This window comes from Pseudomonas flavocrustae (assembly GCF_029872515.1).
Classification (GTDB): Bacteria; Pseudomonadota; Gammaproteobacteria; order Pseudomonadales; family Pseudomonadaceae; genus Chryseomonas; species Chryseomonas aestiva.
Genome location: NZ_JAPDIQ010000001.1, coordinates 36,802 through 49,822, shown reverse-complemented (window position 1 = coordinate 49,822; position 13,021 = coordinate 36,802). Strand labels below are relative to the sequence as shown.

Sequence of the window (13,021 nt, the reverse complement as noted above, 5' to 3'; positions counted from 1 at the left end):
GCCATGGGCGCCGCCCTGGTGGCGTCCGCCAGCTACCTGGGTACAGCCTTCGGCGAATTGCTGAGCGTTCGCGCCCTGGCGCAGATGGGCAGCTTCCTGGCCGATTTTCTCAAGCCGGACTTCTCGGTTACCCAGCTATTGGCCGTGGCCCACGGCGCGGTGGAGACCCTGGCCATGTCGGCCCTGGGCACCCTGCTCGCCGGGCTGCTCGGCATCCTGCTGGCGCTGCCGGCGGCCGGTCGCCTGGGCCTGGGCGCCCTGGCGCTGGCGCGGCTGCTGCTCAATGCCCTGCGCGCCGTGCCGGAACTGGTCTGGGCGGCGCTGATGGTGCTGGCCGCCGGCCTGGGACCCAACGCCGGGACCCTGGCCCTGGCCCTGCACACCGCCGGGGTACTCGGCCGGCTGTTCGCCGACGCCCTGGAAAACACCCCCAAGGCGCCCGCCGAGGCCATTCGCCTGGCCGGCGGTGGCGCGCTGGCGGCCTTTCTCTACGGCACCCTGCCGGCGGTCTGGCCACAGTTGCTGGCCTACTTGCTCTATCGCTGGGAAAACAACATCCGCATGGCCAGCATCCTCGGCTTCGTCGGCGCCGGCGGCCTGGGGCAGCAGCTGTACTTCAGCCTGAGCCTGTTCCAGCAGGCCCAGGCCGCCACCGTGATCCTCGGCATGCTGGTGCTGGTGCTGGGCGTGGATCTGCTGAGTAACTGGGCCCGGCAGCGCTGGGTCGTTCGTTAGAGCCTATTCAAAGGCTGCTGCGCGTCGGCCAAACGGCATTGAAAAGACCCTGGGTCGCCAGCCCGGCCGGAATGCTCATTTACTACTCGTAAACTCGTTCGCGAGCCCGGTCCGCTTCCTCAGGTCTTTTCGCGGGGCCGCCGAGGCCTTGTTTGGCTCTAGCTCGCGAGCCTTTGAACAGGCTCTTAGCGAATCTCCGGCAGCAGCAGCGCTGGCAACTGCGCCAGAAAGGCGGCTTCGTCGTCGAGCTGGCGCAAATCCAGCCAGAGCGCATCGGCGTCGATGCGCCCCACCACCGGAATGGGTAGCTGGCGCAGGCCCTCTTCCAACTGCCGCAGGGCGCGCCCACGCAGGCGCTTGCTGACCTGGGGACGACAGCACAGCGCCGCCCCGGGCAGCCGTGCCACCGGCTGGGCGCCACTGCCGATCATGCCCAGCGCCGGCTCCACGCTGACCGCATAGGTCGCGCCCAGCACGGCGGCGAAGGCCGGCAGCAGCCGCTCGGCCTGGGTGGTGATGGCCTCGGCCGGGCGGGATAGCAGGCGCAGGCTGGGCAAACGTTCGGCCAGTCGATCCGGATCGCGATAGAGCGCCAGGGTCGCTTCCAGGGCGGCCAGGGTCAGCTTGTCGACCCGCAACGCCCGCTTGAGCGGATTCTTCTTGATCCGCTCGATGAGGTCACGGCGACCGACGATGAGGCCGCACTGCGGGCCGCCGAGCAGCTTGTCGCCACTGAAGGTCACCAGGTCCGCGCCATCGCGCAGCGCCTGTTGCACCGTGGGCTCGGCGGGCAGCCCCCAACGGGTCAGGTCAACCAGGGTGCCGCTGCCGAGGTCTTCCAGCAGGGGGACGTTATGGGCGTGGGCAATGGCGGCCAGCTCCGTCGTGGCCACGCTGGCGGTAAAGCCCTGGACGCTGTAGTTGCTGGTGTGCACCCGCATCAGCAGCGCGGTACGCGGGCCGATGGCGGCTTCGTAGTCGCGGGCATGGGTGCGGTTGGTGGTGCCCACCTCCACCAGCTTGACCCCGGCGCGGGCCATGATGTCGGGGATGCGAAAGGCACCGCCGATCTCGATCAGCTCGCCGCGGGACAGCACCCCTTCCTTGCGTGCGCCTATGGCATGCAGGGCCAGCAGAACGGCCGCGGCGTTGTTGTTGACCACGGTCACCGCCTCGGCGCCGGTGAGTTCGCGCACCAGGTCGGCGACCAGGTCGTCGCGATCGCCGCGCTTGCCGGTGGTTAGATCGAATTCCAGATTCATCGGCTGACGCGCGGCCTCGGTCACCGCGGCGATCGCCTCTTCCGCCAGCAGCGCCCGTCCCAGGTTGGTGTGCAGCACCGTGCCGGTGAGATTGAACACCCGCCGCACCCGCGGCTGGCTATGCAACGCCAGGCGCTCGCCCAGGCGACCGGCCAGCACGCCCTCCTCCACCTCCACGGCGGTCAGGGTGCCGGCTCTCAGGGCGTCGCGCAGATCGTCCAGCAGCGAACGATAGCCGCCAAGGACCAGCTCGCGACCGTGGCGCTCCTCCAGCGGACGCGAAGCGGGATGGCGCAGCAGGCGGTCGATGGACGGCAGGCGAATGGCGGTCATGGGAGCCTCTTGATCGATTCGACCCCCAGTGTAGCCCGAACTCGCGGCGGGTCGACCAGGGCGCGCCGCGCTGCCGCAGGCCTGGCCCGTCCCGGCGTGGGGTGGCCGAACCCGGACCCGGGGCGTCCGGAAATGACCCCCGGGTTCCCGGTTTGCCGCGTGCCAGAGCCCGTCCTAGGATGGTTTTCGCGGGCTTTTCCCAGGCGCCTAGCGTGGTCCTGGCGTGGAAGGCCCTGGCCACCGCGTCCACCTCACGACAATAACAAAGGTGCCGTCATGTCCAAGAAAACCTCCCCCTGGGCCAGCGATGGCCTGCTCGACAACAGCGACATCGTCAGCCTCGGCAACTTCACCTACCTGCACACGCTGAAGAGCGCCGCGGTCACGCCGCTGGCGCAGACCAGTTCGGCCAGCACCCCAACCGTCAGCGAATTCCTCAACGGCGCCATCAGCGAGTACGTGCTGGGTGGCACGCCCGACGGCATGCGGCCCTTCCTGGTCGATGGCCAGCAGCTGACGCTGCACAACTCGCTCAATGGCGCGACGGCCCACACCTGGATCACCGCCGAGAACCAGGTGCTCATCAGCTATGCCGGCACTACCAGAGGCGAGAATCTGCTGATCGATCCCCTGTCCACCGCCGGTGGTCTGCTGAGCGATCTGCAGATCCTCGGCCAGCAGGTCTCCAGCGCCCAGCGCCAGTCGCTGGACTTCGCCCACCAGGTGATCGAGGCGGCGGCCAAGCAGGGCTATGGCACCCAGGACATCTTCATCACCGGCCACTCCCTGGGCGGCATCTCGGCGGCCTACGTCGCCCAGCAGACCGGTCTCGGCGGCATCAGCTTCGAGGCCTCGGGCATTCCCCGCGATGCGCACGCGGCGGGTCACGGAGGCAACTTCGTCAATGTGGTCACCCTCGGCGATCCGGTGGCCAACTACAGCTCCGACATCCGCGGCGAGCAGCCCTTCGCGCCCAGCTTCGTCAGCCAGGCCGAGGGCGGCGGCAGCCTGCCGCACTATGGTTCGCTGTTCCTGATCGGCGCCCAGGCCGACCAGCACGACCTGACCCAGGCGGCAGCCAAGGTCGGCCACCTGTTCAGCGGCGACAACGGTGGCCAAGTCAATCCGCTAGGGGCCGCCCTGCATCCAGTCAGCGTGGCCGCCGGCATCGCCGAAGCGGCGCGCCTGATCGCCGAATTCCATCTGCCGGCCGCCGAATACACCAACCTCGGGGTGACCCCTACCGGTGGTTTTCTCGACACCCTGCCCGCGCAGATTGGTACGGCCCATGGCCCGGTGCTGATGGTCGGCAACTACAGCGTGGCGGAATTGCAGGCCTTCGCCGAGACCCACGCAACCTTCGGCTGAGAGCCGCTTATAAAACTACTGCGCGTCCGCCATACAGGCACGTGCGGTGCTCGGAATCCTCATGTACTACTCGTACACTCCGGTTCCTGCGCGCCGCACACACCTGTCTGACAACCGCTCGCGACGTTTTATAACCGACTCGCGCTTTTGCGGCGGCCTTGTTTCGCCGCCGCGACAGAACTCCCCCCTGCCATTCGGGTCTGCCCTCCTATCGTCCGGGATCCCGAGGGTCCCGCCCGCCTTAGTCCAGGAGAGCACCATGACCGCAGACGGTCCCCAGCGCATGACCGATGAAGAAGCCCAGGAATTCGCCACCGAGGTGTTCAACCTCGCGCGCACCGGCAATGCCGAGGTGCTGGCCCTGGTGCTGGAGAAGGGGCTGACCCCCAATCTGCGCAATCACAAGGGCGACAGCCTGCTGATGCTGGCCAGCTACCACGGCCACCTGGAGGCCAGCCGTGTCCTGCTGGAGCACCGGGCCGATTCGAATCTGGCCAACGACATGGGCCAGTCGCCCCTGGCCGGCGCGGCCTTCAAGAACAACCTGCCGATGGCCGAACTGCTGCTGGAGCACGGCGCCGCCGTGGAGGGCGCCATGCCCGACGGCAAGACCGCGCTGATGATGGCGGCCATGTTCAACCACGTGCAGATGGTGGAACTGCTGGTCGCCCGCGGTGCCGATCCCAAGGCCCGGGACGCCGCCGGCAACACGGCGCTGAGCGTGGCCCGCGCCATGGGCGCCAAGGATACCCCTGCCGTGCTGGAGCGGCTGGGCGGCGTCTGAATGGCTCGTTGTTCAGCGGCGGACAACGCCACGCTGGTGGCAGCCCTTGCCGAAGTGCTGCGCCACGACTACGGCTGTCATACCGCTATCCTCTACGGCTCGCGCGCTCGTGGCGACTGGGAGCCTGACAGTGATCTGGATGTACTAGGGTTCCGGGATACGGACGCCCCGATCCGCTTGCCCACGGACTGGCAGGGCCTATATGTGGATGGCTGGATCGATGCGACCGCTGCACGACCCAATGCCAGTTGGGTTCGGCTAAAGGGCGGCCGAGTCTTGTTCCAGCGCGAACGGTTTGGCGAGCAGGTGCTTGCCCAGGTGGAAGAGCTAGTAGCAGAACAGACCGTAGCGCTGTCAACCAATGAACGTCTCCACCGGCAACAGTGGGCGCGGCGCATGTTGCGCCGGGCAGCACGCGACGATGCCGAAGGTCACTATCGGCTTCACTGGCTGCTGTTCTCCCTGCTGGAAGACTATTTCGCGGTGCGGGGACTCTATTATCCGGGTCCGAAAGCGGCTTTTGCCTTGTTGCGCCAAGGTGCGCCTGAGCACTTTCATGGCTTTGATCGAGCGATGGCGATGAGGGGCTCGCTAACCGAGTTGGCCGATCTGGTTAGCTTGATCTACGACCCCTCCACCGGTATCGAGCAGTCTTGAATCCAAGCACCTGTTTCAGCGCTTCTGGTAGCGATAGAACAGGTTAGGCTCGCTGACCACATAGAGGTTGCCGGCGGTATCCAGGGTGACGCCTTCGGGCTGGCGGATCCGCCGTGACAGGCCACCAAAGGGCGCCACCAGGGAACGGGTATCCAGGGTATGGCCCTGGTCGTTGAGTTCGATCAGCACCCGCGATTCGTCGCTGAGCAGCAGCAGGTGGCCGGTGCGGCGATCGACATGGACCGCGGACAGGTCACCGGTGCTGGGCGCCTGGTCCAGCCAGGCCTGGCGATCAATGATGCGCAGGGCGAAGTCGCCGTCGAAGCTCCTGAGCAGGCCACGGATTTCATAGAGCTTGCGCGGCGAGTGCTCCTTGACCACGAACAGGCGATCGCGGGCGGCATCGTAGTCCAGCCCCTCGAAGCCCTGGTTGGCGCGGGGGAAGAGATCCAGGGTCAGGCTGCGATAGTCCTTGCGGCGGAGCACGTCGTCGCCCTCGGGGATGCCTACCAGGGTCAGGGCGTTGGCGCCCTCTTCCGCCAGCAGCAGGCGGTCGCCTCCCAGATAGGTCACGCCTTCGACGTCGTCGAAGCCCTCCAGGCGATGGCGTTGCAGCAGCTCGCCGTCCCGGCTCAGGGCCAGCAACTCCGGCGGATTGTTGACCACCGCCCAGAGGCGATCCCGCTCCGGGTCATAGCTGAGGTCGGACAGATTCTCGCTGACGCCGGCCACCGGCTTGGCTTCCACCGCCACCCGGTAGCGACCGAGCTCCAGGGAGGTTCGGGGTTCGCTCTGCCACTGCTGGCCGAGCCAGAACAGCAATTGACTATCCAGATGGCTGCTGCGCAGACCCTGGGTCACTCCCAGTGCCAGCAGCAGCGCCAGGGCCAGCAGCCAGCCGGTCCGCCCAATCCTGATCCGTCGTACCCACGCCGTCATCGCCTTGCCCCGTCATTGTTGTACGGGGCGGAGTATCCGGGGCTGTCTTTATGGTTGTGTGACAGTCCTAGCGCCGGGGCTGAACGGGGTTACCCTCCCAGCGCGAGCGACCCGGCAAGGTTTCGCCCTTCATCACCAGCGACAGCGGACCCAGTTCCACGTCGTCGCCGACGCGGGCGCCATAGAGCACCACGCTGCGCGGCCCCAGGTTGACCCCGGCTCCCAGCTCGACTTCGCCCACCTTCATCACCCGGTCTTCGAACAGGTGGGTCTGGGGCCCGGCCAATGCATTGAGTTCGCCATGGTCACCGAGGCGCACGCAGTCGAATTCGGTGAGGTCGGTGGTATCCAGGTAGGTGCCGCGCCCCAGGCGGGCGCCGAGCAGGCGCAGCGCCAGCGGCAGCCAGGGCGTACCGCGCAGGGTGCCGAGCAGATTGGGCACCGCCAGGGTTTCGTAGAGGCTGGTGATGGCTTCGCTGCGCCAGACGAAGAAGGTCCACATGGGCGCCGAGCGCGGGCGATAACGACCGACCACCAGCCACTTGAGTCCCAGCACCACCAGGAAGCTGGCCAGGGCGAAGGCGCTGCCGGCCAGCAGGGTCTCGCCGAGCAGTTGCAGCCAGGCGCCGGCCTGCCACAGCGGCACAAGGGCTTCGGCGATGGCGCAGCCGGCGGCGACGGTGAAGCCGGTGGGCAGCACGATGCGCAGGGCCTCGATCAGGCCACGCGCCACCCGGCGCCAAGGTGCCGGGCGGAAGGTCAGGCTTTCCGGGTAGCCGGTCAGGGTCTCCCGCGCCGGCAGCCGGACCGCCGGCGAGCCGAGCCAGGTTTCGCCCTGGCGCAGGGGCACGCCTTCGTCGAGCCGCCCCAGGACACCGATCAGGGCGTCTTCGGGGAGGTGGCAGCCGTCGGCGACATAGGCGCCGTTGCCGACGAAACTGCGGCGGGCGATGGAGGTGCGTCTGAGGGTCATCCAGCCCTGGGCCACCTGTTCGTCACCGAGCATCACGGCATCGGCGATAAAGGTCTCGGCGCCCAGTTCCAGCAGCGAGGAGACCGGGCCCTGGGCGGTGGAGATCTCGGCATCACGGCCGACCCGGGCACCCAGCAGGCGATACCAGAGCGCCGAATAAACGGTGGCATAGAGGCCCTGCAGACTCTGCAGCGCCGACTCCTGGATCAGGTTGGCCAGCCACTTGCGCCAGTAGAAGAGGCTGTCGATCGACCACTGGCCTTCTTCCAGCCGCGGCAGGATCAACCGCCGTGCCAGGGCGCAGCCAAGCAGGGTCAGGGCGACGCTGACCATGCCCAGCGGCAGGGCCAGTACGCCGTATTGCAGGGCATCGAGCAGCAGCGAAGAGGTGTGCCACCAGGGCAGCCCACCGAAGCTTTCCAGTTCGTCGATCAGCAGCGCCAGGGGAAACAGCGGCATGAAGAACAGCACCGAGACCACCAGGCCACTGAGGGCATAGAGCCCTTTCAGCACGGCACGCTGGGCGCGGGATACCGGAGCCGGCGGCAGGACGCGGGCACCGGCGGCGCCCTGGTCATGGGCCGGCGCGCCGCCCCAGTTGCGTCCGGCCGGGATGCGCTGGCCGCTGCGCAGGGCGGATTGGGCCTGCAGGCGCGCACCGTCACCGAGGGCGGTGTCGCCTTCGAGGATGGCATAGGAGCCGACCTGGGCTTCGCGACCCAGGGTCACGGCGCCGAGCAGCAGTTCGCCGCGCAGCACCCGGGCGTTTTCGAAGTTGACGCCGTTGCCCAGGCTGGCACCCTGCCCCAGGGTCAGCAACTCGGGGACGCGCAGGGTCAGGGTGCCGACGAAGGCCTCGGCGCCGACCTGGGCGCCCAGCAGCCGTAGCCAGCCACGGGCCAGGGGCGAACCGCTGAGCAGGTAGGCCGGCGCCAGGGCGAGGAAGCGCTCACCCAGCCACCAGCGATAATAGGTCAGGCCCCACAGCGGATAGCGACCGGGCTGCAGGCGACCGGTCAGACGCTTGCCCAGCAGGGCCACGGCGAATTCCAGGCCGATGGCCAGAACGAACAGACTCAGGGCGGTCAGCATGGCCAAGGGCAGCGCGGTACCGGAATGGATCAGCAGCGGAAAGGCCAGGAAGGGTGCCAGCCAGCGGCCCAGGCGCAGGGTCAGGAGCGGCGGCAGGGCCACCGCCTGGGCCAGGCCACAGCGCCAGCGTCGCCAGCGGCTGGGCGGCGCCCAGGCCTCGGTGGCCGTCGCCGTGCCCGCCTCGGCGGCATCCGCCTCCAGGGCGTCGGCAATGGCGCCCAGGGTGCGGCCGGCATAGACCGCCTTGACCGTGGCGCTGGCATAGCGCGGGTCCTGGCGCAGGCGCGAGACCAGGCGGGCGGCGAACAGCGAGTGCCCGCCCAAGTCGTCGAAGAAATCCATCTCGGCGTGCAGGGGCTGACCGGGAAACAGCTCGGCGGTGGCCGCCAGCAGCGCACCCAGGGCGCCACTGGCCGGAGTGACCGGCGCCACTACGGCAATGGCCAGGGGCCGAGCTCGCAGTTGCTTGCGGTCGATCTTGCCGGAGTTCAGCCGCGGCATCTCGCCGAGCCACTCGAAGCGACTGGGCACCATGTACAGCGGCAGGCAGCCGGCCAGCTCGGTCCGCAGCAGGTCGCTGCGCGGCAGCGGACCGCCATCGCCGACCAGGAAGGCCACCAGCTGCTCCACGCCGCCTTCTTCGCGCAGCACCACGGCCACGGTCCCGACGCCGGGTTGCCGCGCCAGGGTGGCTTCGATCTCGCCCAGCTCGACGCGATAGCCGCGGATCTTCACCTGGTCGTCGACCCGGCCCAGGCAATGCACCTGGCCGTGTTTGTCGACCCGTGCCAGGTCACCGGTGCGATAGAGCTTGAGGTCGTGGCTGCCGGTGCTCCAGGGATTGGGCAGGAATTTCTCGGCGGTCAGTTCGGGACGCCCCAGGTAGCCATCGGCCACGCCGGGACCGGTGATGCAGAGTTCACCCACCTGATCGCGTGGCAGCAGCGCCAGCGGCAGGCTGGCATCGGCGTGCACCACCAGCAGGCTGTAGTTGGGCAGCGGCCGGCCAATGGTCACCGGCTCGCCCGGTTGCAGTTGCGCCAGACTCGCCGAGACAGTGGCCTCACTCGGGCCATAGGTGTTGAACAGCCGCCGCTGCGGCCGACTCCAGCGTGCCACCAGGGGCTCGGGGCACATCTCGCCGCCGAGGTTGATCAGGCGCAGGCTGGGGACGTCTTCCGGCAACAGCGCCAGCAGGGTCGGCACCACGTGCAGCACGCTGATGCGATTGGCGGTCAGGGCGCGGGCCAGGGCCTCGGGGTCGGCGGTGATCTCCCGCGGCGCCAGCCAGAGGGTGGCGCCCACCAGGTAGCTGATCCAGATCTCTTCGAAGGACATGTCGAAGGCCACCGAGAAACCCTGGTAGACCCGATCGCCGGCCTCGATGCCGAGCAGCGAATTCTCGCTGCGCAGGAAGTGACAGATGCTGTCCTGGCGGATGCCGATGCCCTTGGGCTTGCCGGTGGAGCCGGAGGTGTAGATCAGGTAGGCCAGGTGGTCCGGAGAGACCTGGCCACGCCGGCGCAGGGTCTCGCCCTGGGCCAGGCCGACGCTCAGCTCGTCGGGGGTCCAGCAGCCGAGCCCGGGCCGCGCCAGCAGATCGGCGAAGGGCGCCCCGGTGATCACGCCCACCGCCTGGGCATCTTCCAGGCAGAGGGCCACGCGATCGGCCGGGGTTTCGGCGTCGCAGGGCAGCCAGGCGGCGCCGGTCTTGGCGATGGCCAGCTGCATCACCAGCAGCTCGATACCGCGTGGCAGCCAGAGGCCGACCACGCGGCCAGGCCCGGCACCGGCGGCCAGCAGCCGCGACGCGGCGCGGTCGGCCCAGGCGTTGAGTTCGCCATAGCTCAGGCTGCGCTCGCCTTCGAGCAGGGCGGGCCGCTCCGGCGCCCGCGCCGCGGTGGCCTCGAACAGATCGGCGAGGACTTCATCGCGGCACAGATCGGGGCGGATGGGGCCTTCGACCAGACTGAGGGAGAGTTCGGCAAGCGCTTCCATGGGGACAGCCTCTGGGTGTTTGGCGCAGTGTGTATCTCCCGGGTTACGCGCTCCTTAAGGGGCGCTTAGGGTTTGCTTAAGGCCGGACCAGCCCTGCGTCGCGGGCGCCAGAACGGCTCTGAAACGCGCCTTCCACTCGATCCGCCATTGATCGGCGATGGACGGCGGTGCGCTGGCGAGGCCAAAAAAAACGCCTCCCGAAGGAGGCGTTTTCAGCTACCGCTCGGCGATCAGCGCAGATCGAAACGATCCAGCTCCATCACCTTGGTCCAGACCTTGACGAAGTCCTTGACGAACTTCTCCTGGGCATCGGCACTGCCATAGACCTCGCTCAGGGCGCGCAGCTGGGCGTGGGAACCGAACACCAGATCGACCCGGGTACCGGTCCACTTCACCGCACCGGTCTGGCGATCGCGACCTTCGAAGGTGGCCTTGTCCGGACCGGTGGCCTTCCATTCGGTAGCCATGTCCAGCAGGTTGACGAAGAAGTCGTTGGTCAGGGTCTGCGGCCGCTGGGTGAAGACGCCATGCTTGGCGCCGCCCACGTTGATGTCCAGCACGCGCAGGCCGCCCAGCAGCACCGTCAGCTCGGGCGCGGTCAGGTTCAGCAGGTGCGCCTTGTCCACCAGCAGGAATTCCGGCTTGACCTTGAATTCCCCGCCGACGTAGTTGCGGAAGCCGTCGGCCCAGGGCTCCAGGTGCCCGAAGGAGTGGACGTCGGTCTGCTCCTGGGAGGCATCCACGCGCCCCGGAGTGAAGGGCACGCTGACCGAATGGCCCGCCGCCTGGGCGGCCTTTTCCACCCCGACGCTGCCGGCCAGCACGATCAGGTCGGCGATGGAGACCTGCTTGCCCTGGCTATTGAAGTCACGCTGGATGCCTTCCAGCACGCCCAGCACCTTGGCCAGTTGCGCCGGCTGGTTGACCTCCCAGTCCTTTTGCGGCGCCAGGCGCAGACGGCCGCCATTGGCCCCGCCGCGCTTGTCGGAACCGCGGAAGGTGGAAGCAGCCGCCCAGGCGGTGCCGACCAGTTCGGACACGCTCAGGCCGGACGCGGCCAGCTTGTCCTTGAGTGCCTTGACCTCGGCCTCGCCCAGGGGCGCGCCTGCAGCCTTGGGCAGCGGGTCCTGCCACAGCAGTTCTTCGGTGGGGGTTTCCGGGCCCAGGTAGCGAGCCAGGGGCCCCATGTCCCTGTGGGTCAGCTTGAACCAGGCACGGGCGAAGGCGTCGGCCAGCTGGTCCGGATTTTCCAGGAAGCGGCGGGAGATCTTCTCGTAGGCCGGATCGAAGCGCAGTGCCAGGTCGGAGGTCAGCATGGTCGGCTGATGACGCTTGCTGGGATCGTGGGCATCGGGCACGGCATTGGCGCCGGCGCCGTCTTTCGGCCGCCACTGGTGGGCGCCGGCCGGACTCTTGAACAGCTCCCACTCGAACTTGAACATGTTCTCGAAGTATTCGTTGCTCCAGCGGGTGGGCGTGGAGGTCCAGGTCACTTCGAGGCCGCTGGTGATGGTGTCGGCGCCCTTGCCGGTGCCGTAGCTGTTGTGCCAGCCGAAGCCCTGCTGTTCCAGGTCGGCCGCTTCCGGCTCAGCGCCGACGTTGGTCGCCGGGCCTGCGCCGTGGGTCTTGCCGAAGGCGTGGCCGCCGGCGATCAGGGCGACGGTTTCCTCGTCGTTCATGGCCATGCGGCCAAAGGTTTCGCGGATGTCATGGGCCGAGGCCACCGGATCGGGATTGCCGTCCGGACCTTCGGGGTTCACGTAGATCAGGCCCATCTGCACCGCGCCCAGAGGATTTTCCAGGGTGCGCTGCGGATTGTCGTTGCGACTGTGCTCCACCGGATGCTGCTCGGGCTGGGCGGTCAGCACACCGTCACCGGGCTGCTCCATCTGCTTGTGCGCGCCATAGCGCACGTCGCCACCCAGCCAGACGGTTTCCGAACCCCAGAACACCGCATCGTCCGGTTCCCAAACGTCCTGGCGACCGCCGGAGAAGCCGAAGGTCTTGAAGCCCATGGATTCCAGGGCGACGTTGCCGGTGAGGACGATGAGGTCGGCCCAGGATATCTTGCGGCCGTACTTCTGCTTGACCGGCCAGATCAGCCGGCGCGCCTTGTCCAGGCTGACGTTGTCCGGCCAGCTGTTGAGCGGCGCGAAGCGCTGCTGACCCTGACCGGCGCCGCCACGGCCGTCACCGACGCGATAGGTACCGGCGCTGTGCCAGGCCATGCGCACGAACAGCGGGCCGTAGTGGCCGAAGTCGGCCGGCCACCAGTCCTGGGAATCGGTCATCACGGCGCGCAGGTCGGCCTTTACCGCTTCCAGGTCGAGGCTCTTGAATTCGGTGGCGTAGTCGAACTCTTCGCCCATGGGATCGGAGAGTGAGGAATGCTGGTGCAGGAAGTTGAGATTGAGCTGGTTCGGCCACCAATCCTTGTTGGTGGTACCACCGCCGGCGGCGTGATTGAACGGGCACTTGGATTCGGTCGACATCTTCTTGGCTACCTCAGGGTCTTGTTCATCCGGTTGTCAGCCGCGACAGCAGCACGGCCTGCAGAAGGCGTGGTTCCGGTCGCGTCGGCCTAGGGGCACGACAGGCGTTGAGGCCGGCGTCGAGCCGGCTCCGGGTAGAGCCCCACCATGGGCGAAGCGGACGTTACGGTCATTGTTATCCCCTCATCAGATGGGCACACCGACGAAGCGGCGCAGTCTCCATACTAGACGGCTTCGCCACCCGGTGTGATAGAAGGTTTTGTGCCCTTCGATAGACTGGCTCTGCAAGATGACCCCGCGGTGACAGGGCATTGCCGACCTACGCTTGGCGCGATAAGCAGCGTTGGCGAGCGCTTCGCCGGGGTTCGCGCGGCTCGGCTTCACGAAG

Annotated in this window: 8 protein-coding genes and 1 other RNA gene; 5 read left to right on the top strand and 4 right to left on the bottom strand. The window is 67.9% G+C overall.

The annotated features are described in order from the left end of the window. Positions 1–3 precede the first annotated feature (3 nt). On the top strand, positions 4–735 hold the full coding sequence (gene phnE / locus OMP44_RS00235; protein WP_252977325.1) for a phosphonate ABC transporter, permease protein PhnE: 732 nt from the start codon (positions 4–6) through the stop codon (positions 733–735). A gap of 185 nt (positions 736–920) precedes the next feature. Here the strand turns inward: phnE and selA are convergent, their stop codons facing one another. Beyond that, entirely contained in the window at positions 921–2,330 is a 1,410-nt protein-coding gene (gene selA / locus OMP44_RS00230) for an L-seryl-tRNA(Sec) selenium transferase (protein WP_280305827.1), read from the bottom strand. A gap of 276 nt (positions 2,331–2,606) precedes the next feature. Here selA and OMP44_RS00225 point away from each other — a divergent pair, with 276 nt between their 5' ends. From OMP44_RS00225 to OMP44_RS00210, 4 genes are all read left to right on the top strand, one after another. Then, positions 2,607–3,698: a hypothetical protein gene (locus tag OMP44_RS00225; protein WP_280305826.1), complete on the top strand. Its 1,092-nt coding sequence runs from the start codon at positions 2,607–2,609 to the stop codon at positions 3,696–3,698. Positions 3,699–3,759: 61 nt separating this feature from the next. Further along, positions 3,760–3,834: non-coding RNA, sX9 sRNA (locus tag OMP44_RS00220), on the top strand. Between the two features lie 123 nt (positions 3,835–3,957). Continuing rightward, complete coding sequence (locus OMP44_RS00215) at positions 3,958–4,482, top strand: ankyrin repeat domain-containing protein (RefSeq protein ID WP_280305824.1); 525 nt, start codon at positions 3,958–3,960, stop codon at positions 4,480–4,482. Then, positions 4,483–5,139: a nucleotidyltransferase domain-containing protein gene (locus OMP44_RS00210; RefSeq protein ID WP_273862957.1), complete on the top strand. Its 657-nt coding sequence runs from the start codon at positions 4,483–4,485 to the stop codon at positions 5,137–5,139. 15 nt (positions 5,140–5,154) lie between these two features. Here OMP44_RS00210 and OMP44_RS00205 read toward each other — a convergent pair whose 3' ends face one another. The 3 genes from OMP44_RS00205 to katG all read right to left on the bottom strand — a co-directional run bounded on the left by OMP44_RS00205 (position 5,155) and on the right by katG (position 12,633). Next, the gene (locus tag OMP44_RS00205; protein WP_280305820.1) at positions 5,155–6,078 is read right to left on the bottom strand and encodes an SdiA-regulated domain-containing protein; all 924 of its coding nucleotides are present in this window, start codon (positions 6,076–6,078) and stop codon (positions 5,155–5,157) included. A gap of 67 nt (positions 6,079–6,145) precedes the next feature. Then, positions 6,146–10,141 (bottom strand): Pls/PosA family non-ribosomal peptide synthetase, encoded by a 3,996-nt coding sequence (locus tag OMP44_RS00200; RefSeq protein WP_187980122.1) that lies wholly within the window; start codon positions 10,139–10,141, stop codon positions 6,146–6,148. Positions 10,142–10,371: 230 nt separating this feature from the next. Continuing rightward, a complete protein-coding gene (gene katG / locus OMP44_RS00195) occupies positions 10,372–12,633 on the bottom strand; it encodes a catalase/peroxidase HPI (RefSeq protein WP_187980123.1) in 2,262 nt (753 codons plus the stop codon). Positions 12,634–13,021: the final 388 nt, after the last annotated feature.

Excerpts from the sequence above, each read along its gene's own strand:
- phnE (WP_252977325.1), top strand. The coding sequence starts at position 4 with ATGGGCGCCGCCCTGGTGGCGTCCGCCAGCTACCTGGGTACAGCCTTC.
- selA (WP_280305827.1), bottom strand. The coding sequence starts at position 2,330 with ATGACCGCCATTCGCCTGCCGTCCATCGACCGCCTGCTGCGCCATCCC.
- OMP44_RS00225 (WP_280305826.1), top strand. The coding sequence starts at position 2,607 with ATGTCCAAGAAAACCTCCCCCTGGGCCAGCGATGGCCTGCTCGACAAC.
- OMP44_RS00215 (WP_280305824.1), top strand. The coding sequence starts at position 3,958 with ATGACCGCAGACGGTCCCCAGCGCATGACCGATGAAGAAGCCCAGGAA.
- OMP44_RS00210 (WP_273862957.1), top strand. The coding sequence starts at position 4,483 with ATGGCTCGTTGTTCAGCGGCGGACAACGCCACGCTGGTGGCAGCCCTT.
- OMP44_RS00205 (WP_280305820.1), bottom strand. The coding sequence starts at position 6,078 with ATGACGGCGTGGGTACGACGGATCAGGATTGGGCGGACCGGCTGGCTG.
- OMP44_RS00200 (WP_187980122.1), bottom strand. The coding sequence starts at position 10,141 with ATGGAAGCGCTTGCCGAACTCTCCCTCAGTCTGGTCGAAGGCCCCATC.
- katG (WP_187980123.1), bottom strand. The coding sequence starts at position 12,633 with ATGTCGACCGAATCCAAGTGCCCGTTCAATCACGCCGCCGGCGGTGGT.